We start from the raw sequence: 22,621 nt of genomic DNA, 5'->3' as shown, positions 1-22,621 counted from the left end.
ATCGCGCCATCGAGCTGCACTTCTCTCGATTGGTCCGATGCTCGGTTTTTTGTAAGCTGAGCCTAATGGAGCTACAGCTTCCTTTTTCTAAACAATGGGCTGCCGCTGTCCGTACCGCTTCCTCGTGTTAATATGGCATACGGCACCGATTTGTATTTTCGCCAGGACACATATGTGAGCATGCTGGAAATCAGTGCAGATAATCCAAAAATCCAACGATGCGGGACACCTCCCCCAATAGGCGCCAACACAGGTTCATCCTCGACACGCTGGCCGTTGCTTGCAAACAGCACCGCTGCCGTTTTTTCTACTGGAGATAAGGCCCCATCTGCTAAACGCCTCGTAAGCTCGCCCGCTTTCCCCGCAGACAGCAATCGTTCTGCATAGGCTACGCTGTTTGAAAACCTTAATGCTGCTTCTTCGCCTCTCATAAGGAGAGCTGCTCCCATAATCCGCTCAGCATGCTGCGATAATGTATCAAAGGAAGCTCTGGCCGATTCATACCCTTCTTTGTTAGGGCGGGCCATGGCAGAACGAACACGGGATAAATCTTCACTAATGACTTTATTATATTGCAGCCATAACGCAGATTCAGGCACTCCTTGATGAAGTGTCCATGCTGCATCGATTGACAGTTTGATACGGGATGCTATCGCCCTCCAATAGACGGAAGATTGTCCCGCCTTGAGTTTGGACAATAATGATTGGACATCTTGTTCGGCCTGCTGCCAACCTTCCGTGGTGCCGATTATTTTCACTTGGCCATCCCGAAGCGCGGTTGCCACCTGCTGCGCAGCTTGATAAGCTGACTGCCGATTGCCATCTGTCGACGCAGCATATAAAGAAGCTGTTGCGCTGTTTAATCTTGTCCATGCTTTCTGTTCTGGATTCCGCACTGCTGTAGCGTCTGAAGATGCCGCAGCTGCTGCTGCACAGATGAATGCTATCGTCAGCAAAAAGCTAGCAGTACTTGCGAATAGCCATCTTCGTCTCACGGAAACCCCTCCTCAGCCATTAGAATGAAGATAACCTGCTTCGCAAGCATCACATTCATTCTAGCTTATGAGCGGGGATGTCCAATTAGACTAGCTATGCCATTAAGCTTTCACAATCGTTTTGCTATCGCGGATCGCAATCACTGCTCGGGTTACAACCCAACTGAATAGGCTTAATGCAAATGTACATGCACAGACGACAGGCAATACATCGTATAGCGGCTTCGGAAGCCAAGGGAACACGTCGAATTGATAATCGATCGTATCATTCAGCAATAGCCATCCCGTAGCAACGCCAATTGCAATTGCGCCAACCTTCATAAACCGTACATAAAGCAGCCCTTCAATCGCCATGCCAAGATGTGATCCGATGAGCATCCAGTCCTGCCATCCCGTAGGCGATCCCATCGATGCGCCCGCTACAATCATGGCAACTGCCCATATGCCGTACTTTACCGATGTCACGACACCTAATGCCTCAATAATCGCACGAATTGCTTGTCCAAGCTTTGTTTTCGGGCTGTCGTAGATAAGCATATAGATCAGGCTGAAAGAAAAGAACAAACTCGCCGTCGGGCTATCCGGCACGAAGACGAGCATCCATATTGGCTTCTCAGACGCCGTCTCAATAAGCTGCTCCCCGTACCAAATGTATCCGTACACGGTTCCAAGCACATTGACGATCAGCAGTAGCCATAGCATTCGCCGCGACATCAAATTCGCGCGGCTCCAAAACCAACTCAGCGGCAAACCCATTCACTCCTCTGGACAGCCATTTATGCGCTGCCTATCTTCTACATTATAGTCAATAAATGCACAGGATAAAAAACCTGACCGCAAGCAATACGGTCAGGTTTTTGTAGAAACGTTATTCTGCTTTCTTCTGCTTAGCGAGCCAGGTTGTAATCTGGTCGATTTCTGCTGCGGAGAGCTTGTCTTTGAACGAAGGCATTGCGCCGCCGCCTTTACCGTTAGTAACGGTCTCAACTAGCTGCTCTTTCGTCAGAATGTCGCCCACGCCACGCAGGGAAGGCACTTTCCCTTGTTTATTACCGTTCAAATCTGTTGCGTGGCAGCCAATGCAGTTCGCCTTCGCAATTTCCATTGCTGGGTCATCTGCATCAACGAGTGCAACCGCTTCTTCTTTCTTAATCGCACTGAACTCTTGCCCTTTTTCAGCAGCTTCGCGCGCTTTTTCTTCACGCTCGATATGCTCAGGAATCGTATTCGTGATCTCCAGCTCATGCTGGTAGTGATCCCATGATACTTTAGTCAAGTAGATACAAGCGACGAGTGAAAGCAACATCAGCGATGCTGCAATCGGGCGGCGGTAAAACCGGCGCTCTTTGCCCGTATCAAGGAATGGTGCGAGCAGCAGGGCACCAAATGCTACGCCCGGTACAGCAACCGCACCCAACACGACGTAATCGCCGGAAGCGTACGGATATTTCAAGAATTGATACAGGAACAGGAAGTACCAGTCCGGCATCGGAATGAAGCTTGCATTGGTCGGATCCGCCGGATAACCGAGCGGAGGAGCTTCCGAAATCGTCAGCACGAGGAAGCCAACGAGAACAACGCAACCAACCAACCATTCTTTGAGCAGGAAGTTCGGAATGAATGCCTCCGACTTGCCTGGGAAAGCCGTATAGTCAGGTGGTACGATCGTTTTGTTGCTCCGCTTGCGTACACGGGAGTCTCCGACATAGACGACTTTCTCGTTTGATTTGTGATCATGCGCCATCGAAATAACCTCCCTTCGCTTATAGCGGTCCCGAAATGCCTTGTTTACGAATCATGAAGAAGTGCGCGGCCATCAGGGCAAGCAATGCACCTGGCAAGAAGAAGACGTGAATCGCGAAGAAGCGCGTCAGCGTCTGCGCACCTACGATTGTACCGCCTTGCATCAGTTCTTTTAGATACACACCGATGTAAGGTACGGATTCGGCAATTTGCATACCGACCTTAGTAGCGTAGTAGGCTTTGTTATCCCATGGCAACAGGTAACCTGTGAAGCCAAGGCCGAGCATGACGAAGAAAATAAGCATCCCGACGACCCAGTTCATCTCGCGTGGCGCTTTATAAGAGCCAGTGAAGAACACGCGTAAGGTATGTAGGAACATCATAACGATTACGAGACTCGCGCCCCAGTGATGCATGCCGCGAACGATGCCGCCAAATGCAACTTTATGCTGCAAATAGTCGACGCTCGCATAAGCATTGTGAATATCCGGCACAAAGTACATCGTTAAGAACATACCGGACAAGATTTGAATAACGGTAATGAAAAACGTCAGGCCGCCGAAGCAGTACACGAATGCGGAGAAGTGATGTGCAGGGTTAACGTGCTCTGGCACTTCATGGTCCGCAACGTCCCTCCACAACGGCGCAACATCGAGACGTTCGTCGATCCAATTGTAAACTGTTTTAAACATCTGAGTGTTCGCCCTCCTTATACACGTGAGTTCGGCTTAAGTGGTCCGAGATAAATAAAACCGCCGTCAATCTTCACTTCATATTCATCGAGTGGATTTGGTGCTACGCTTAAGTTTTTGCCATCTACCGTGTAGTGCGCGCCGTGGCATGGGCATACGTACTCATTGTTTTGCTCGGTATTCCATCCAATCGTGCAGCCCAAATGCTTACACACCGGCGAAAGTGCGAAAATGTTGTTCTTCGCATCTTTAGAAATCCATGCAACGAGTTCAGCTTCGCTCTCGTACCATCCATCCACTTGATGAATTTTGAATTTGTATTCTACCGGTTCGTTCGTAATTTTCGATTCTTCAACGACTTTAATGAACGCGCTCGTTTCTTTCTTCTGCAAGAGCGGATCTACCGCGAATCGAACCATCGGAAGTGCCACGCCTCCCACCATGAAAGCGGTTGTACCTCCGAGCGTATACGACAGGAATTGACGCCGGGACATCTCTTTGCGTACCGGTTTCTGGCCCTCGTGGTTGCTCATCTTCTGTTCTACCCCCTTTGCCAACCATATCTCCCATCTTGTCCATTGTGACAAAACTATGGACGAACTAAGACATTCCTATAATATCCTAGGTGTATGGGAGCGTCAAGAATATGGAAGACGTTAATTTGACCGATGTAAAAAGCGTTTCATTTTTTGTTATGAAATTGTCACAATTACACGGAAACGTAACCGTGTATTCCATCGTATCGCCTTTGTTTTCCCCAAAACAGGAATTTATTATGCGCTATTCCTTCTTCAGGCGTTAACCGGAGGTGCCCATAACGAACGAATTGCTTGTCCAATCGCTTCCGCTTTGGCACTAACGCCTTCATGATTTGGCACAAATGTTAAATCAGCCGATGGCGGCGCCAAATTACGCAATCTCGCGCTGACAACGATGACGTACCGGAAGCCGGAACGCTTCAAAGCGCCGCATAGCTTCTCAACAAGCTCGTGGCTATCCGTTTCTCCTGTATAATGGCATGCCGGATATGTTACAACCCTTCCTTTGAATGGAATTTCGATGCCATCCATGACGTCCCGCAGATCCTCGAGCGCTTGTGTCGTTTCTGCTGGCGGCTCCGTTCCGTTCAATCCTGTAACCGGAAGCAGGCATGTGTCCAAATATGGTTTCAATTCATCCCATTGCTCGCCCGAAATTTCGCTGAATTTCATTTCGCTCATCCTCTCCTCGCTTCACCCATATTATCGCGCTAGGAACGGTTTGCCAACCGGAAACGCACAAAAATAGCCTGATCCGTACAGAAGACGGTTGTCAGGCTATGATAGGCCAACACGGCTAATCGCCGTTAATGGGAAAAACGAAGCGCGTTCAATTGTTCCGCCAATCGATGGAACGTATCCTCGTCGCCGCTGGCGAGCGCAAGATCAATGTCTCGATAAATCCGTTCCGTACGGAATTTCAAGACCGCGTCATCCAATACCATTTCTGCAACCAGAGCTAACATCGTTTCGTAGGTTGCTTTCATTTTGTCCATAGGATACACCTCCAACCGGGGTTAAGAGATCCTATATTCTTTTTCCTTCACCACATAGCTTACCATCGTCTTTCTCATGCGCAGTAAATCGTCTTCCGTCCATTCTCTGACGACTTTGGCGGGTGAACCGAGAGAAAGAGTATAGGGTGGAATTGTTTGTAATCTCGGTAACGAGTGAAACGGCTCCTACTAAAGCATATTCATCAGCAACGGTGCCGCTCGGTACGATGGCCCCTATTCTAATTAATATGCCCTTGCCTAACTGGCATCTAGCTTACTTGCTGCATCTGCGCTTTCGACTGCTATTGCGCACCGCTAATAACTGCACTGCCAAGCCGTGTCATTCGCACCACTGTCCCGTATCGTTCATGCTCGCCTACCCGCAACAGCCCAAGATGAAGCATCATGGATACGATCCGCTGTGCAAATACCGATTCTGCCGTATCATAATAGAAAGGCTTAATATACGGCAGCAATGACCGTTGTAAAGATTCAGCAGTTACCCACTGTTTGGCAAGGCAATCGATCCAATGAACAATGGCTACCATATTCGGAATTGGGGTCCGATACAGCTTCAGCCAATACTTATACAGCTTAGCTGTTACGTCCTTCTGCTCTTCCGCGAGAAAAGCTAGTCCGCTGGCTGTTATCGTTAACTGTTCGGAGGCTTCGCTCACCAATCGACCATCCAGCGCAAAATCATACAGCAGTGACATCCTATTCGGGTATACATGAAATTTGCGCCCATACCCGAACCGCCATTCCCCTTTCCCCGGCAACGATTCTCTCACGCCGAACAGTTCCAATAGCTGCTGCAGGTTCCGTTTGTACATGGATCCATCAACTGCCGTCGGCACTTCATTGCGTTCCACATAACGAAGCAAATGATACAGGTCCTCCGTCAGCAACCCTTGCTCATCCCGGTACGCCTGCGGCTCTTCTGCGGCTTCTACGGTCAGCATAAGCTTGCGCTCCATCGTTTCACGAAGCTTCGCTTTCAGGTCAGCAGGGACTTGAAACATGTAGCGATTGGGGCCAGCCAATCCATTGAACAGCCAACCCTGATGTTTAAATTTCAAAATGATGTCGCGTGGCGTCAATTCTTTCGCTTTGATCGCTGCTGCTTTCGGCTGCCTTTTGCTTGCCTGCGCCTTTGCTTTTGGCTTTCCTGTGTTTTCTGCGGGAGCATTCGCAGCTCCGTGCGGCTGTTCCTCTGCGAATTTACTCTGTTGAATGCGTGCTGTTAGATCTTCCAGACTGAATGATGACCGGGAATCGAACAATAGCGAATTCAAAAATCGCAAGTCTTCCAGTCCCATTCTCCCTACCTGTTCCTCAAATACTTCCCTACGGTTGACGGCGGAGAGAATCGTCTGAATCAATTCGTTTTTGGAATTCCCATTACACTCGCACCGGTACTCGTCCGCAATTCGGCTTAGCTGTTGAATATCTGCGTAACCTAACATATCGGCCAGATTCATCGTGTTCCCTCCCCCTTTCCTGTTGAATGTACTACCATTATGGGAAAAATACAGGTATTTAAACATCCCAACAAAAAAACGGCAGCCTAATGCGGCTGCCGCTTATTTCAATTGCGATTCTATTATTTGCGCGTACGCGCGAACCAATTCAAAAGGAGTAACGAAGCGATGATGCCTAAGAGCGAGAAGACGATCCAATACTGCGGAACCGTCGGCACGACTTTAAGCACGATTGGATCACTAATGCTTGCGACGGGGACGTCTGCATAGAACTCTCCGCCTAAGATGGTGCCGTCGCTGCCAGCATTCGCTGTTTCAAGCAACCCCGTCATTGGCTGAACGTTCTCCATTGTTGTTCCCCAATCCCCAAACCAAGCATATAGCAGCCCGCTTCCGAATATCGCTAAGCAACACGCAATAACGAGTGCCGTTCGAAACCGGAATGATGAGGTAAAACGATATGTACGGTCATGGACTGGCCTCAAATAATCAGAATCCGCATAAATGCGATCCATTACAGTTTGGGTGATATGAAGCGTCCGTACCTCAAAGTCTGCATCAGATTCATCCGAGAGGGACCGAATCATCCAATCGCTCTCTTCCCACAGCCGGAACTGCTCCGAGCAAGCTACACAGTCTAAGAGATGGCAATCGATAGCTGCCCGTTCGGCATCCTGCTCGGGTAATTCCCAGTACAGGCCGAGTTTCTCTTGACATTCGTCGCATCTCATCGCGTTCTCATCCCTTCATATGGTTCCACTGTGGTCGCCGTTTCGTTAAAATAAGGCTCAAGCTGCGTTTTTACGCTCGCTCTGGCACGAAATAGAAGCGACTTCACTGAGCTGACCGTCTGTCCTAAAATATTCGCTATCTCCTGGTAATCCAGTTGGTCATATTCACGTAATATTAGTGCGGAGCGCTGCTTCTCAGGCAAGTTGTTAATCGCCTCACGAACCATCGCCATACGTTCATTTTGTAGCAATCGCAGCTCAGGCACAGCCTCAGGCGGCGCTAATGGAACAGTATTCACATCATCGAGCGGAATATTGCCGACCTTCTGCTTTCGTAGCTCGCTTAATACTGTATTGCGTGCAATCGTATATAACCATGTGGAGAACGAAGCGTCCACTTCCCGGAATGAATGCAAGCTGCGATAGGCCTTATAAAAGGTTTCCGAACACAAGTCCTCCGCCATAAGCTCGAGCCGTGCGCTCTTGAGCATATGAAAAATAAAAGCGAGGATTTTGCGCTGATATCGCCGCATCAATTCCGCATACAATTGGACGTTGCCATCTTTAATTTCTCGTATCAATTGGGTGTCGGTCACGACAGGCGAACCTCCTCACCTGCGGAGTCTTCCTGTGCCGGCCTACATCATTGTACCGACATGGAAGCAAAAAGTTGCGGTGGTTTTGATTTGTAATCATAAAAATGTTCTTTCCCAACCAATTCGGCTCGTAAGCCTAAAGTCCTGCCTCATTCGACATCACTTGCATAACCTTTTTACTGGGAAAGTGCGATGCCTGATATACTTACCCCAAAGCTACTGTATTGTAACACAGGCTAACGTTTCGTTGTTTAAAATTTTTCCAAAGAACGAACTCGAGTGGCAATACTTGGGCAAAAAAAATACCACCTCATCAAGAGGTGGTCCGCACAAAGTGCGAAGAATTTGGATAGGAGTGGAGAGAAACCATACTGTACTTTTATTATATGTATCCGTTTTCATTCTGTCAATAAGCGTTTTCAAAAATGATCTGACTTTCCAAAAATTTTAAAAAAAGCTGCCCTACAATCGTTTCCGATTGCGGGACAGCTGTACAAAATTAAAAATGAACAGAGTATTGAAGCTCCCCTAAAGCAACGACTGCTTGGTCAACATCGTCTTGCGTCCGGAACGACAATCGCAGAATGCCAGGCACATCCTCTCGGCTCTCAATAATCTGAATATTGCTCAGATTAATGCGCCGGTTGCCGAGCTCCGTTGCAATCCGGCCGATGATGCCCGGATGGTCCGGCACATCGACATAACATTCATAAATCGAATGAATCATGCCCTTGCGGCGCTCTGGCAAACTATTGCGGAACTCGCCAGAGGTACGGAATGCTTCGCCAATTCCTTCAATATCACCGGCCGCCAACATATCTGAGAACTGCTGAATGCCTTCGTTCCAATCCTGAATGAGCCGCAGCATGACTTCCCGGTTGTTAACGAGAATATCACGCCATACATTCGGATCACTAGACGCTATACGAGTAATGTCGCGGAAACCGCCAGCCGCCAACTGCGCATACAAGCTGTTGCTGTCGTTATACTTGCGAACTTGATTCGTTAACGCTACCGCAATCATATGCGGCAAATGGCTAATCGCGCCTACGATATCATCATGCTCGTCCGCATCGACGACAACAATGTTCGCTCTGGTCAGCTTCAGCAGCTCACGCAAGCGTTCCACTGCCTCTACAGGTGTCGAGTGGTCAGGCGTGATGACATAAAATGCATTCTCGTATAGGTACGAGGAGGCCGCCTCAACGCCTGAACGCTCCGAGCCTGCCATCGGATGGCCGCCGATAAAGACTGCCGGGCTCAAATCAAGGCTGCGTGCGCAAGCCGTTACCGATGCTTTGGTGCTGCCAACGTCAGTAACGATGCATCCTGGCTTCAGCTTAAGCTCTGCCAATTGGCCAAGATAATCATTCAGGCTGCCGACAGGCACGCATAAGAAAATAAAGTCAGCATCTTCCGCTGCTTCACGAAGAGAAGTCGTAGCGGAATCAACGACGCCTCGTTCCATGTACTTGTGAACCGACGAAAGGCGGGTCGAATGGCCGACCACATGAAGGTCAGGCTTGCCCTTGAAGCAAAGCGCAAGCGAGCCTCCCATTAGCCCTACGCCGAATATCGCAATTTTAATCATATGCTACCCAAGCACCGCCGCTTCCTGCAGCACTTGCTCAAGTGCAGCAATGAACTTCTCATTCTGTTCACGGCTGCCGACCGTAATTCGAATATATGTCGGATAAAATTGCCAGCCTGCACGCGAAATAATCCCTTTGCGCAGCAAAGTATCGAATACTTGCGGCGATGGCAGCTTCGCATCGAACATAATAAAGTTGCCGTGCGCAGCGAAGTACGGCAATCCCATGCGGTCAAATTGTGCACGCATATAGTCGAGGCCTTCCGAATTCCGGTCGCGGCATTCCGCTACGAATGCTTCATCCTTAAGTGCTGCAATTGCAGCAGCTTGCGCAACGCGGGACGTATTGAATGGCTCACGAACTTGGTTAATAAAGTGAATGACGTCAGGATGCCCGACACCGTAGCCAATCCGAAGCGAAGCAAGACCATAAATTTTGGAGAACGTGCGCAGCACGACCAAGTTTTTGTAGCTTGGAAGCAGCTCGATGCCATCTGGGAAAGAAGGATCAGTCACATACTCAACATATGCCTCATCAAGTACAACAAGCACATGGCTTGGCACTTGTTTCATGAACGCATCGATTTCTTCTTTGCTAACGATCGTGCCAGTTGGGTTGTTCGGGTTGCATACCCATACAATTTTGGTCCGGTCTGTAATCCGGGCAAGCATTGCTGGAAGGTCATGTTTGCCGTTAACGAGCGGCACTTCAACAACACGTGCATTCTCAACTTCAGCGTTATGTTTGTACACGGAGAAAGTTTGGTCCGCCATAATCGTTTCATCGCCAGGCACTAAGAATGCGCGCGTAAGCATCAGAATAACTTCATCCGATCCGCAGCCAAAAATAATGCTGTCCGTGCTAACGCCTAGACGTTCAGCCAGCACTTTCGTCAGTTCTACGCTTGCTCCATCAGGATAGATGCTTGCATTGTTCGATATCTCGTGAATAACTGCTTCTTTCGCACGCTCAGAGCAGCCAAATGGATTTTCATTGGAAGCCAGCTTAATGACTTCATTCAAGCCTAGCTCCCGTTTAACGTCTTCTACGGGTTTGCCAGGCTGATACACAGGAAGATGGACAATATTGCTTTTCGGTTGCATTGACTTTCACCTCATCAACAGGACTTTGCTATTGCTATGTTTTTCATTGTCTCATATCTCTAGCATGTTTTAAAGTATTATTAACAAGAAGAACGGCCTGCGCATAACGCGCGGGCCGTTCTTCTTTGAGCATATCTCATTAACCGATCTTTAAATTCGAAACGAATTGCCCAATCTCTTCAAGCCCAGCTTCCCGTTCCGCCTCATTTTGCAGCTTCGGAAGCACCTCTTCGATTTTGCGGACAATTGCACTGCCGACGATTACGCCGTCGCACTGCTTGCTAAAGCGCTCCACCTGCTCGCGGTTCGAGATTCCGAATCCGACCGCAATCGGCACCTGTGCTGACTTGCGAACGTCAGTAAGGAATTCGTCTATCCCCGCGTGAAAGTCAGCGCGCATGCCCGTTACGCCCAACGAGGATACGCAATAGACGAAACCTCTTGCTTTGGCCGCAATTCGAGCGACACGTTCCTTAGAAGTCGGAGCAACGAGCGGAATAAGATGAATGTTCGCTTCCTCTGCCATCTCACGCAAATCCCCATCCTCTTCGATCGGAAGATCGGGGATGATCAAGCCACTGATGCCTTTGTCCAGGCACAGTTCGAAAAACCGCTCCAATCCAAGCTGAAGCACGGGATTGAAGTATGTGAAGAGAATGAACGGCAGCTTGACGCCAGCTTGGCGAGCCTTCTCCGCAACATCCAAAACATTTTGAACCGAAATTTGTTTAGCGGCAAGCGCACGCTCAGACGCACGCTGAATGACAGGGCCGTCTGCAAGCGGGTCTGAGTAAGGCACGCCCAGCTCAATCATGTCAGCACCTGATTGCTCCAGCTTCTGAATAATTTGAACGGAAGTGTCTAGATCGGGATCACCAATCGTCAAAAATGGAATGAGTGCCGTGCCGCCCTCTTCCTTCAGCCGAGCAAATGTCGCATCAATGAGATTCATGTCCGTCACCTCCGAGGTATCCCATAATCGCTTCTACGTCTTTATCGCCGCGGCCAGACAAGCTGACAACAACAATCTCATCGGCGCTCAATGTCGGAGCAAGTTTTAGCGTCTGTGCAATGGCATGGGCGGATTCCAGCGCTGGAATTATGCCTTCTGTACGCGACAGCAGCTGCAGCGCCTCAAGCGCTTCTGCGTCCGTAATCGGGAAGTATTGCGCGCGCCCGCTATCTTTCAAGTATGCATGCTCAGGCCCGATGCCAGGATAGTCAAGCCCAGCGGAAATCGAGTGTGCAGGCAATACTTGTCCATATTCATCCTGCAGCACATAACTGAGCGAGCCTTGGAACACGCCATGGCGCCCTTTGGTCATCGTCGCTGCATGCTCCTCTGTCTCCACTCCGCGGCCAGCTGCTTCTACGCCAACGAGCTTAACGGACTCATCCTCGACGAATGGATAGAAAATGCCGATCGCGTTGCTGCCGCCGCCGACTGCTGCGACAACATAATCCGGCAAACGCCCTTCCATCTCTTGAATTTGCTCACGTGCTTCATCGCCGATAATCCGCTGGAAGTCGCGAACGATTAATGGATACGGATGCGGCCCTGTTGCCGAGCCGAGAATATAATAAGTATCGTCTACATGGCTTACCCAGTAGCGAAGCGTTTCGTTGCAAGCATCCTTTAGCGTGCGCGTGCCTGAGGTTACTGGAACGACTTCCGCACCGAGCAGTTGCATGCGGAACACGTTCAATTGCTGGCGTTTCATATCTTCTTCGCCCATGAATACTTTGCATTCCAACCCAAGCAGTGCTGCTACCGTCGCAGATGCAACGCCATGCTGTCCAGCGCCGGTTTCGGCGATGATCTTCGTTTTGCCCATCCGTTTGGCGAGCAGGCCTTGCCCGATCGTATTGTTGATTTTGTGAGCGCCAGTATGGTTCAAGTCCTCACGCTTCAAGTAAACCTTAGCGCCGCCCAAGTGCTTCGTCAGGCGCTCCGCATAATAAAGTGAAGTAGGGCGTCCCGAATATTTGTCTAACAAATAACGGACTTCCGCTTGAAACTCTTCGTCCTGCGAATATTTCTTATACGCTTCTTCCAGCTCGCTCAATGCATTCATGAGCGTCTCCGGCACGTATCGCCCGCCGAATTTGCCGAAACGGCCTTTCTCGTCTGGTAAACGGGTCATGCTTCCAACACCCTTCTCACAAAAGTAGATATTTTCTCGATATCTTTAATGCCATCTGTTTCAACGCCGCTGGACACATCTACGCCGCCTGGGCGATAGTCATGAACCAATTGCTGTACATTATCCAAATGAAGCCCGCCAGCTACATATAAAGGCACACCTAACTTAGCAGCAGCTTCTTTATAATCACGAATGATATTCCAATCAAACACTTCACCTGTGCCGCCGCCAGCGGTGTCGATGAGTACAGCATCTACAACGGACTGGAATGGCAGCAGCCGTGCCTCTGCACCAAGAGCGTCCTCCTCAGCGCTGCGGCCAATCGGGAACACTTTCCACACTTGAACATCGAGCTCTTGCTTAACTGCCGCACATAGCTCCGGCGTCTCGCCGCCATGCAGCTGGACAACGTCCAGCTTAGCTGTATTCACCGTCGATGTTAACTCGGCTAGATCCGCATTTACGAACACGCCAACAGCTAGCGGAGCAGCCCCTTCGGAGGAGGCGGACGGCCAGGCCCGCACCTCCTCGATAAGCGTTGACGCCAGCTCTGGCGATACTTGCCTTTTGCTCTGGGCAAACAAAAAACCTATCGCGTCTACATTTAGGCCATGCATTGCACGGATCGTGGCGCGATCACGCAACCCGCAAATTTTGATACGGGTGTGAGGCTGCTTAGCATCAGGACGTTTATGCCCTTCTGCCCCGCTCATCGAACACCAACCGGGCCTAATAGCTGTTCAATCGCTTCCCCAACATGAGGCTTTCGCATGAAATGCTCGCCAATGAGCAAGCCTTGCGCGCCAACCGATTTAAGATATTGCACATCTTCTGGCCCTGCAATGCCACTCTCGCTAATGCTCGTAATGCCTTTGCCTTGCGGAATAATTCCGATCAACTGCTCCGTCGTCTTCAAGTCGGTTACGAACGAACGGAGGTCACGATTATTTACCCCGATCAGCGTTGCCTTATCGAGCTCCAATACCGTTTCTAGCTCGCGTTGGTCATGAACTTCAACGAGCACGTCCAGCCCAATGGACTTTGCGATATCGTGGAACTCAGACAGCTGCTGCTTCGTCAAGATTGCTGCGATAAGCAGAATCGCATCTGCCCCAATGACGCGAGCTTCGTAGATTTGGCGGTAATCAACCGTAAAATCTTTGCGCAATAGCGGTACGTTAACTGCCTCTCGCACCGCTTGCAAATATTCATTCGACCCTTGGAAATAGTCCCGGTCCGTCAGAACGGAAATGCAGTCCGTGCCTGCTTCTTCATATGCCTTAGCCAATACTACAGGATGAAAATCCTCGCGAATCAGCCCTTTGGAAGGGGACGCTTTCTTCACTTCGGCAATAAGCCCCATATCACGCTTGCGGCCTGCCGCAGAGACGGCACGTTCGAATCCAAGCGTTGCGGACATATCAGAGATTGTCCGTTCATATGCATTCAGCGAGAAGCGTGCGGACAACTCCGCTACCTCCTGCTGCTTCGTCACTACGATTTTATCAAGAAACATGGCCCAATTCTCCTGTCGTTAGAATAAGCTGCTCCAGCTTCGCCTTCGCGGCACCTGAATCAATCATTGCTGCTGCACGTTCTACGCCTTCCGCCAGCGTTGCTGCTTGGCCGCTAACATAGATGCAAGCGCCTGCGTTAGCCAATACAACATCACGGTATGCACCCTGCTCTTCCCCATCAAAGATCGAGCGAATTATCGAGGCGTTCACCGCAGAATCGCCGCCAATGATCGCATCGAGCGAGTGGCGCTGCAAGCCAAGCTCCTCCGGTGCCAGATCATACGTACGGACAACGCCATCCTTCAATTCGGAAATCTGGGTTGGTGCCGAAATGCTAATTTCATCTAATCCATCATGGCTGCTGACGACCATCGCCCGCTTCAATTCAAGGTCGCTTAACACATGCGCAATCGTCTCGGTACGCGAACGGTCATAGATGCCGAGCAACTGGCGATCCGCCCCTGCGGGGTTCGCTAGCGGGCCAAGCATATTAAAGATGGAACGAATTCCGAGTTCGCGGCGCGGGCCTGCTGCATGGCGAAGCGATGGATGGTAAAGTTGTGCGAACATAAACACGATGCCGATGCGCTCTAAACATTGTGCAGCTTGTTCAGCCGTGATCGTAATGTTAACGCCGAGCGCCTCCAATACGTCAGCACTGCCCGTTTTGCCCGACATAGCACGATTGCCATGTTTCGCAACACGAACGCCTGCTGCAGCCGCAATCATCGAGGAAGCGGTCGAGATATTAAATTTATGAATGCCCGAGCCGCCGGTGCCGCATGTATCCAGCAAATTCGATTGTTCGGTAATGACATGGTCCGAATGGGAACGCATCGCAAGCGCAAAGCCAGCGATTTCGTCCCGTGTCTCGCCTTTAATTCGAAGCGCCGTCATGATTCCGCCAATCTGGGCGTCCGTCGCTTCGCCTTTCATAATGAATCCCATTACATCGATCGATTCATTGCGAGTCAGATGCTCGCCAGCGATCAGCTTGTTCATCGCTCGTTGCAATGTAATGCTTTCGTTGTTAACTGGCAATACCGTCATTTGCGCTTCGCCTCCTGCAACACCGTCATTTCATAATCCGTATTAATCGTCGTGCCAGCTTTCCCAGCGCCCCGTTTATCGCCCGCGAATAACAATTCTGCAGTCCGGATTGCCTTCAGGCTCGCTTTTGCTTTATTAACCGTTTCCTCATACTCACTCTCTGGCACCGAATCCCATACAATGCCCGCTCCTGCTTGCACGTATGCTTTGCCATTTTTGAAAATGATGGTACGGATCGTAATGCATGTATTCAAACTTCCGCCGAAGCCCAAATAGCCGATTGCGCCTGCATAAGCGCCGCGCGACTCATTTTCCAGCTCTGCGATAATTTCCATTGCCCGCAGCTTCGGCGCACCCGATACTGTACCCGCTGGCATGCAGGAGATGAAAGCGTCGAAGAAATCTTTATCCTTGCTCAGCTTGCCGCTAACGTTCGATACAATGTGCATGACATGCGAGTAGCGCTCAATATCCATATAGGTGTCACACCGAACCGAGCCGAATTCAGATACGCGGCCAATGTCGTTGCGTCCCAGATCAACGAGCATCAGATGCTCTGCGCGCTCTTTCTCATCTGCAAGCAATTCTTTCTCCAAAGCAAGATCCGCTTCTGGCGTTGCTCCGCGCGGGCGGGTGCCTGCAATTGGCCGCGTCTCTACTTTATCGCCATTGACTTTAACGAGCGCTTCTGGCGAAGTGCCTACGATGATCTCATCGTCCAGCTTCAAATAATACATATATGGAGATGGATTCATCGTACGCAGAACGCGATAAACATGCAGCGGATTAACTTCCGTCTCAATGCTGAACCGTTGCGAAAGCACCACTTGGAAAATATCACCGGCACGAATGTACTCCTTAGCGGTTTCAATGTTCGAAATGAATTGCTCCTTCGTCACATTGGACTTTACTTCGCCCAAATCCGGATCAACCGGCATAGGACCGCTAGCTGTCACAGGCAATGGAATCGGCTGCTGCAGCCTCTCAATAGCCGCATCAATTCGCGCACAAGCTGCTTTATAAGCTGTTTCAATCTCAGTATCCGTTGCGCCTTCTGGTATATGAACGTTGCCGATCACTTGAATTTGCTGTTTCACATGGTCGAATACGATCACTTGATCACAGAACATAAACTGCAAATCATTCATTTGCAAATCATCGATGCGATGTGCCGGAAGCTTCTCATAATATTGCAGCAAATCGTAACCGAAGAAGCCGATCGCACCGCCTGTGAACGGTGGCAAATCTTTAATTTGAGGGCTTCGGTAAGAACGAAGCTTCGCTTTCAACAGCTCTAGCGGCTTATCGGCCAGCTCTGTCTTCTCCCCTTTTTGCTCCAATACCATCTTGCCATTCTTGCCGTATAGGAGTAGGAATGGATCCGTTCCGATAAACGAATAACGAGCCCAGTTCACGCCACCTTCCACACTCTCAAGCAGGAACGCGTTACGCTCCTTATAGAAATGTTGGAATACACGAATTGGCGTTTCCGTATCTGCCATCATGTGGCGAACGATAGGAATCAGATTGTACGTTCCAGCCATCCGGATCACTTGTTGAAGTTCGTTTTGCATCGCAGTCCTCTCCCTTGTCGTAACGAATATAAAAAGCTCCTGCCGATTGGCAGGAGCTAAACGTATAGGATGAGTGCGTCCATAGAGAGAACAATGAAGAATAAACGTTACGTAAACGAAATAATCCAAACGGCTGCCTTCAAATAGGCCCATCCGATTATCTCAATACGTAATGCCTAATCGCTCTTCTAAGCTCTTCTCATCTCAGCTATTCTCATCTCTACCGTTCGCCTACCGCTCTCGGTATTCCTAACTAACTGTCTTGCCTCATCTGCCTGCTCTAATAACTAGTTCAACTATACACTAGCTATACAATAACCGTCAATCGTACATTAGGCTTTGGTCAAATCAGGACGGAGCACCTGTGCACCGCGCAAATAGACATGCCGAATCTCGGATTGGCCCTTCGGGGTATTAACATGAAGCATAAACCGGACACATTTCTCCAAGCTTCCTTTAACCGGAACTTCCAGCGCACACATCAGTGGCACGAATTCCCATCCTGGCATAACGCGAATTGCTTTCGCTGGGAACGTTGAATCCAAATCGCCAGTTACGGTAATTAACACGCTGCAAATATCTTCGGGAACAATGCCGTTCTCTACAACGATTGCATTCAACAGCTCAACCGTTGCATCGAGAATGAGCTGCTCCTCATTCCGATCTACCGTTACGGCACCGCGAATTCCACGAACACTCATTGCCAATCGGCCTCCTGTTTCAATAATTCTACCGTCTCCCGCACTAGCGATGCTGGCACATCAGAGCGTACTTCAACTTTGCCGATCGCAGTTGGCACGACGTAGACGATGCTGCCTTCTGTAAACTTCTTATCATGCATCATGGCACGCATTACCGCGTCTGTATCAAAATGCTCCGGAAGGCGTACTGGCAATCCAGACTTGCCAAGAACGCGTCTCGTTACTTCATATACTTCCTGCGGAGCGCCGAGCTTCACGCCTACAATGGCAGACCCGATCATTCCGATCGAAATCGCTTCGCCGTGCGTCAATTCTCCATAACCTGCTACTGCCTCAAGCGCATGCCCGATCGTATGGCCAAGGTTTAGAATCGCACGCAAGCCATTCTCCGTCTCATCTTCTGACACGACTGCTGCTTTCACTCCACAGCCTTTGTACAGCGCATAGCCTAATGCTTCCGGATCAAGCGCAAGCAGCTTATCCATATTGTTATCACACCAAGCGACGAATGCCTCGTCCCATATTAAGCCATGCTTTATGGCTTCAGATAGGCCGCTACGTACGTCACGAGGCGGAAGCGATTGTAACGTTAGCAAATCGTATAACACGAATGCTGGCTGATGGAACGCGCCGATAATGTTCTTTGCTAGAGGATGGTTAACGGCAACCTTGCCGCCAACACTGCTGTCATGCGCAAGTATCGTCGTCGGGATCTGTACGAAACGGACGCCGCGCATATACGATGCTGCAACATATCCAGCTAGATCGCCAACAACACCGCCGCCAAGCGCGACGATCGTTGATTTGCGGTCAAGCCCGCCCTCCAGCGCTTTAGTCACGAGCTGCTCAAACACTGCAAGCGACTTCGAGCCTTCGCCCGAAGGCACTACTGCGCTTACAACCTGGAATCCAGCAACTTGCAAAACCTTCTCCAATGCTTCCAAGTACAGCGGCCCAATATTCTGGTCAGTAACAATCATCAGCGGAGACCTCTTGCTGACGCCGTGCTTCTCAAAATAGGAAGCGGCCTCCTGCAGAAGGCCCTCCCCGATATAAATTGGATATGACCGCTCTCCAAGAGCGACTGTCAGCTCCCGTATCATGCTAGTACCGCCCGATCTGTTCAACATACGCATTGTAGTTGCTGCGAATCTCTTCCATCGAATCGCCGCCAAACTTCTCAAGAAATGCTCTTGCCACTTCCCAAGCGACGACATGCTCCATAACGACGCTTGCTGCTGGAACTGCGCATGCATCCGAACGTTCGACTTGAGCAGTGAAAGGCTCTTTCGTATCGATATCAACGCTCTGAAGCGGCTTGTACAGCGTCGGAATCGGCTTCATAACGCCGCGTACGACGATTTGCTCGCCATTGGTCATTCCGCCCTCGAAGCCGCCAAGGCGGTTCGTTGCACGGTGGTAGCCGCGCTCTTCCGTATACAAAATCTCGTCATGCACTTGCGAACCGCGAATCTTGCCAGCCTCGAAGCCGATACCGATCTCTACGCCTTTGAATGCATTGATCGATACGACAGCTTGCGCGATACGGCCATCGAGCTTACGGTCATATTGCACATGGCTGCCCAAACCAACCGGCAGGCCTTCCACGACGCATTCTACGATGCCTCCAATGGAGTCGCCTTCCGCTTTAATTTGGTCGATATATGCCGTCATTTTCTCTTCTGTTGCTTTATCAACAACACGAACTGGCGATTCTTCTGTCAGGCGAATCAGCTCATCAATAGGCAAATTGTTCGCTGGCGCTTCGATCTCGCCAATGCGGATAACCTGTCCACCTACTTTAATGCCGAACGCTGCGAGCAATTGGCGTGCTACCGCACCAACAGCAACACGAGCTGCCGTTTCGCGTGCACTAGAACGCTCCAACACGTTGCGAAGGTCCTTCAGGTTGTACTTCAAGCCGCCGTTAAGGTCAGCATGTCCAGGGCGCGGACGGTGAACGCGGCGCTTCTCTTCGTCACTGCCTTCGATTGGCTCAATGTTCATTACCGAAGTCCAGTGTTTCCAGTCATTGTTTGCAACAACTAGCGCAACTGGCGCTCCTGTCGTACGGCCATGGCGAACGCCGCCAACGATATTCGCTGTATCTTTTTCAATTTGCATCCGGCGTCCGCGGCCGTGGCCTTTTTGACGGCGAAGCAATTGGAAATTCAATTCCTCAAAATCTAATTGAAGATTGCTCGGCAATCCCTCAATAATAGCGGTCAATTGGGGACCATGTGTTTCCCCTGCAGTTAAATAACGTAAACTCAAGCTAAAACTCTCCCTTCACCGGCTTGAAAAAGCCCGGCTATGTATATGCCCGAAACATCTTTGCTCATTATAGTACAGCCCCGTCAGTTTGACAAGAAACGTCAAACGCTTGCTCGCAAGCCGATTCACGCGTGATGAACCGCTTTTGAAACGTTGATTCGCTGCTTGCCACACAACAAAAACACCGATTGCAAACGCAACCGGTGTACTGTTTGTTTTTGGCAGGAGCCATTTAACGCGGTAATGCGCGCTCAGCAGATGGCGGAACAGTGCTTGCTTCCACCTTAGAGCTGTCAACAATCGTTCGAAGATGCTCGCAATGAATGCCCAAAATTTGTGCACATTCTTGAATCGTAATGTAACCGCGCTGATAAGCGACGATTACTTTCCTCTTATCCATTTTGTCCCTCCATGGTCGTCATTCCATTACCATAGTATTGCAACAAGGAAACAAAGGTATACGCCTCAACTCTTCGAACCTCAAATTAGGAGAACGCCGGCTTAAGTTGCGTTATTCATTTTACGATAGAAAAACGTTTCAACCGTCTCGAACTGATACTGCTGAGGTGTGAAAATCTGTTCAGTACTGCCAACAAATAAGATGCCGCCTGGTTTCAACGCATTCGAGAAACGCTGGTACAATCCATGCTTAGCATCTTCTGTAAAATAAATCATGACATTGCGGCAAATGATCAAATCATATGGGCCGCCAAAAGGATCATAAAGCAAATTATGCTGTTTAAAACGAATCGCGCGCTTAATGCGCTCATCAACAGCATAAGCATCGCCATCTGCCGTAAAATAACGCTCACGGTAGACCGAAGGAACATCACGCACTGAGCGCTCGTGATAGAGCCCGCCCTGTGCCTTGGACAGCACATTATGGTCCAGATCCGTCGCCGTAATTGTCGTACGGTCAAGCTTGCCCATCTTGTCTAGTATCATTGCCGTAGTATATGGTTCATCACCAGTCGAGCAAGCTGCGCTCCAAATCGAAATCCGGCTGTTATCTGCAAACATTTCGGGCAAGAAACGCTTCTCGAGCATCTCCCAGCGATTCGGGTTTCGCCAAAACTCTGAGACGTTGATCGTCATGCGATCGAGAAATTCATCCATAAAGGCCTGATCGCGGACAAGCGCATCCATGTAGGAAGCGAATGTTTGGAAGCCATGCTTCTGCCGCAGCGTCGTCAATCTTCGCTTCATCTGCGTTTCTTTGTATTGCCCCAGATCAATCTTCGTCCGTTTCTTGATTTGTTCGATGAACAATTCGTAATCCTGATCCCCCACGCCATGGTGCCTCCCATCATGACTGACTCGCATTGCAAGGACAAAGCGCTATCTTCCAGTACGGTTAAATCCAGCGTTGAATCGTATGTTCATAGTCAATGATTTGGCCAGCTTCAAAGAAAATCCCAATTTCCCGTTCCGCATTAGCGGCAGAATCCGACCCATGAATAAGATTAAAATTCGTATGTATAGCATAATCCGAGCGAATCGTGCCCGGCGCAGCTTCAACAGCATCCGTTTTGCCGATTAAAGCCCTAGTTAACGCAATAACGTTATCCCCTTGCCACACCATCGCAAATACAGGTCCCGATGTAATGAAGGTTATCAACCGTTCATAGAAAGGCTTGCCATGATGTTCAGCATAATGCAGTTCAGCCGTCTCTCTGCTAATCAGCATCAGCTTGCTTGCTACAAGCTGCAGCCCTTTTCGCTCGAATCGGCCTACAATTTCGCCGATTAAGCCGCGTTGCACGCCGTCTGGCTTTACCATCAGAAACGTTCTTTCCATCGTGTTTGCCCCTTTCTATTGAAGGCTGCTCTAATAATTGCGCTTATTGACGAAACGCGCGATATCCTTCAAACTCTTTTTCGCCGCAAGATCCGGAAGTCCTTCTAATGCGGACAAAGCTTTTTGTGTATAGCGGTCCGCCAGCGCCTCCGCTTGCTTAATGCCATTGCTGCTGCGAATGAGCCGTATCGCCTCAGCCGTATCTCCAGCGCCGTCTGTCTGCTGAATCCGATCAATTTCTTGCAACAGCTTCGGACGAATTGCCGTCTCTTGCAATGCAAGCAAGACAGGAAGCGTAATATTGCCCTGGCGGATATCGGAGCCTGGCGGCTTGCCGATCTGCTTCTCTGTGCCGCACAGATCCAAGACATCATCACGAATTTGGAAAGCCATCCCTACGTTGTATCCGAAGCGATAAAGCCGATTGGCATGCCTCTCTTCCGTCTCCGCAGCCAAAGCGCCGAGCTGGCAGCTAATCGCGATAAGCAATGCCGTTTTCCGGCGAATACGCAGCAAGTATTGGCGAACAGACTGCTCCGTATTGAAGAAATCACGCACCTGCTCCATCTCGCCGATACACATCTCAACCATTGCTTTGGACAAAATTTGGTGGATGCGCGGATTATCGAGCTTCGTTGCAACTGTCAACGCTTTGCCGTGTATATAATCGCCCGTGTACATCGCAATTCGATTATCCCATTTGGACTTTACGGTTAGCTGGCCGCGCCTGGTTTCTGCATCGTCAATGACATCATCATGAACGAGAGATGCCATATGAATCAACTCCAGCGGAACCGCAACATTTTTCATCACATCAAGCCGATAATGGCCAAACTTGCCTGATAGCAGCACAACAATCGGGCGAAACCGTTTCCCTCCAGCTTTCAGCAAGTGAACGGAAGTTTCGGTCATCAACGTATGGTCGGAAGTGATGGCACGTTCCAATTCGGCTTCAATCTCGTTCAAATCGCCCTTCATCTTCACAAACAAATCCATTAGTTTCATCGGTTCACCTCAAGGTTTTGCGGAAGCAAAACCAGCATCGTAAGCAAATACTTAGGTTTTGCGTAAACAAAACCTGCATCGTAAGTTACAG

Annotated in this window: 25 protein-coding genes and 1 pseudogene; all 26 read right to left on the bottom strand. The window is 49.8% G+C overall.

The annotated features are described in order from the left end of the window. Positions 1-71 precede the first annotated feature (71 nt). Complete coding sequence (locus GON22_RS10320) at positions 72-995, bottom strand: sporulation protein YpjB (RefSeq protein WP_160396011.1); 924 nt, start codon at positions 993-995, stop codon at positions 72-74. A 102-nt stretch (positions 996-1,097) separates the two neighbouring features. Continuing rightward, complete coding sequence (locus GON22_RS10315) at positions 1,098-1,745, bottom strand: DUF1405 domain-containing protein (RefSeq protein ID WP_160396010.1); 648 nt, start codon at positions 1,743-1,745, stop codon at positions 1,098-1,100. 118 nt (positions 1,746-1,863) lie between these two features. Next, complete coding sequence (locus GON22_RS10310; RefSeq protein WP_160396009.1) at positions 1,864-2,739, bottom strand: menaquinol-cytochrome c reductase cytochrome b/c subunit; 876 nt, start codon at positions 2,737-2,739, stop codon at positions 1,864-1,866. 19 nt (positions 2,740-2,758) lie between these two features. Further along, positions 2,759-3,430 (bottom strand): menaquinol-cytochrome c reductase cytochrome b subunit, encoded by a 672-nt coding sequence (qcrB, locus tag GON22_RS10305; protein ID WP_006039239.1) that lies wholly within the window; start codon positions 3,428-3,430, stop codon positions 2,759-2,761. A gap of 17 nt (positions 3,431-3,447) precedes the next feature. Further along, on the bottom strand, positions 3,448-3,963 hold the full coding sequence (locus GON22_RS10300) for a ubiquinol-cytochrome c reductase iron-sulfur subunit (RefSeq protein ID WP_160396008.1): 516 nt from the start codon (positions 3,961-3,963) through the stop codon (positions 3,448-3,450). Between the two features lie 258 nt (positions 3,964-4,221). Beyond that, positions 4,222-4,641, bottom strand: coding sequence for a DUF2487 family protein (locus tag GON22_RS10295; protein WP_160396007.1), 420 nt, complete (start codon positions 4,639-4,641; stop codon positions 4,222-4,224). A gap of 134 nt (positions 4,642-4,775) precedes the next feature. Then, a complete protein-coding gene (locus tag GON22_RS10290; RefSeq protein ID WP_006039242.1) occupies positions 4,776-4,964 on the bottom strand; it encodes an IDEAL domain-containing protein in 189 nt (62 codons plus the stop codon). Positions 4,965-4,985: 21 nt separating this feature from the next. After that, positions 4,986-5,232 (bottom strand): annotated as a pseudogene (locus tag GON22_RS26025) (gamma carbonic anhydrase family protein); the annotation flags it as partial. 34 nt (positions 5,233-5,266) lie between these two features. Beyond that, a complete protein-coding gene (locus tag GON22_RS10285; protein WP_160396006.1) occupies positions 5,267-6,445 on the bottom strand; it encodes a hypothetical protein in 1,179 nt (392 codons plus the stop codon). Positions 6,446-6,567: 122 nt separating this feature from the next. Further along, positions 6,568-7,176 carry a zf-HC2 domain-containing protein gene (locus tag GON22_RS10280; protein WP_160396005.1) on the bottom strand — a complete coding sequence of 203 codons (609 nt, stop codon included), beginning with the start codon at positions 7,174-7,176 and terminating at the stop codon, positions 6,568-6,570. Next, positions 7,173-7,772, bottom strand: coding sequence for a sigma-70 family RNA polymerase sigma factor (locus tag GON22_RS10275; protein ID WP_160396004.1), 600 nt, complete (start codon positions 7,770-7,772; stop codon positions 7,173-7,175). The genes GON22_RS10280 and GON22_RS10275 overlap by 4 nt, the downstream gene beginning before the upstream one ends. Before the next feature lie 499 nt (positions 7,773-8,271). After that, positions 8,272-9,363, bottom strand: a complete 1,092-nt coding sequence (locus GON22_RS10270; protein ID WP_160396003.1) for a prephenate dehydrogenase — start codon at positions 9,361-9,363, stop codon at positions 8,272-8,274. A gap of 3 nt (positions 9,364-9,366) precedes the next feature. Continuing rightward, a complete protein-coding gene (gene hisC / locus GON22_RS10265; RefSeq protein WP_160396002.1) occupies positions 9,367-10,467 on the bottom strand; it encodes a histidinol-phosphate transaminase in 1,101 nt (366 codons plus the stop codon). A gap of 139 nt (positions 10,468-10,606) precedes the next feature. Beyond that, on the bottom strand, positions 10,607-11,419 hold the full coding sequence (gene trpA, locus GON22_RS10260; RefSeq protein ID WP_160396001.1) for a tryptophan synthase subunit alpha: 813 nt from the start codon (positions 11,417-11,419) through the stop codon (positions 10,607-10,609). Then, positions 11,406-12,611, bottom strand: coding sequence for a tryptophan synthase subunit beta (gene trpB / locus GON22_RS10255; protein WP_160396000.1), 1,206 nt, complete (start codon positions 12,609-12,611; stop codon positions 11,406-11,408). Before trpB ends, trpA begins: the two co-directional genes overlap by 14 nt. Beyond that, positions 12,608-13,324, bottom strand: coding sequence for a phosphoribosylanthranilate isomerase (locus tag GON22_RS10250; protein WP_160395999.1), 717 nt, complete (start codon positions 13,322-13,324; stop codon positions 12,608-12,610). The genes trpB and GON22_RS10250 overlap by 4 nt, the downstream gene beginning before the upstream one ends. After that, positions 13,321-14,127 carry an indole-3-glycerol phosphate synthase TrpC gene (trpC, locus tag GON22_RS10245; protein ID WP_160395998.1) on the bottom strand — a complete coding sequence of 269 codons (807 nt, stop codon included), beginning with the start codon at positions 14,125-14,127 and terminating at the stop codon, positions 13,321-13,323. The genes GON22_RS10250 and trpC overlap by 4 nt, the downstream gene beginning before the upstream one ends. Beyond that, positions 14,117-15,178 (bottom strand): anthranilate phosphoribosyltransferase, encoded by a 1,062-nt coding sequence (gene trpD / locus GON22_RS10240; RefSeq protein WP_160395997.1) that lies wholly within the window; start codon positions 15,176-15,178, stop codon positions 14,117-14,119. Before trpD ends, trpC begins: the two co-directional genes overlap by 11 nt. After that, positions 15,175-16,752, bottom strand: a complete 1,578-nt coding sequence (gene trpE, locus GON22_RS10235) for an anthranilate synthase component I (RefSeq protein WP_160395996.1) — start codon at positions 16,750-16,752, stop codon at positions 15,175-15,177. The genes trpD and trpE overlap by 4 nt, the downstream gene beginning before the upstream one ends. Positions 16,753-17,084: 332 nt before the next feature. Next, positions 17,085-17,453 carry a chorismate mutase gene (aroH, locus tag GON22_RS10230; RefSeq protein WP_160395995.1) on the bottom strand — a complete coding sequence of 123 codons (369 nt, stop codon included), beginning with the start codon at positions 17,451-17,453 and terminating at the stop codon, positions 17,085-17,087. Then, on the bottom strand, positions 17,450-18,556 hold the full coding sequence (gene aroB / locus GON22_RS10225) for a 3-dehydroquinate synthase (RefSeq protein WP_160395994.1): 1,107 nt from the start codon (positions 18,554-18,556) through the stop codon (positions 17,450-17,452). The genes aroH and aroB overlap by 4 nt, the downstream gene beginning before the upstream one ends. A gap of 1 nt (position 18,557) precedes the next feature. Further along, a complete protein-coding gene (gene aroC / locus GON22_RS10220) occupies positions 18,558-19,727 on the bottom strand; it encodes a chorismate synthase (RefSeq protein WP_160395993.1) in 1,170 nt (389 codons plus the stop codon). Between the two features lie 232 nt (positions 19,728-19,959). Then, positions 19,960-20,127, bottom strand: a complete 168-nt coding sequence (locus GON22_RS25710) for a hypothetical protein (RefSeq protein ID WP_202113179.1) — start codon at positions 20,125-20,127, stop codon at positions 19,960-19,962. Between the two features lie 101 nt (positions 20,128-20,228). Further along, complete coding sequence (locus GON22_RS10215) at positions 20,229-21,017, bottom strand: CheR family methyltransferase (protein ID WP_336604287.1); 789 nt, start codon at positions 21,015-21,017, stop codon at positions 20,229-20,231. A gap of 64 nt (positions 21,018-21,081) precedes the next feature. Then, positions 21,082-21,525: a nucleoside-diphosphate kinase gene (gene ndk, locus GON22_RS10210; RefSeq protein WP_160395991.1), complete on the bottom strand. Its 444-nt coding sequence runs from the start codon at positions 21,523-21,525 to the stop codon at positions 21,082-21,084. 30 nt (positions 21,526-21,555) lie between these two features. After that, on the bottom strand, positions 21,556-22,530 hold the full coding sequence (locus tag GON22_RS10205; RefSeq protein ID WP_160395990.1) for a polyprenyl synthetase family protein: 975 nt from the start codon (positions 22,528-22,530) through the stop codon (positions 21,556-21,558). Positions 22,531-22,621 lie beyond the last annotated feature (91 nt).

Source organism: Paenibacillus sp. MMS18-CY102 (assembly GCF_009789195.1).
Lineage (GTDB): Bacteria > Bacillota > Bacilli > Paenibacillales > Paenibacillaceae > Paenibacillus_T.
The sequence above is the reverse complement of the archived record's forward strand: the minus strand, read 5'-3'. Positions and strand labels throughout refer to the sequence as shown.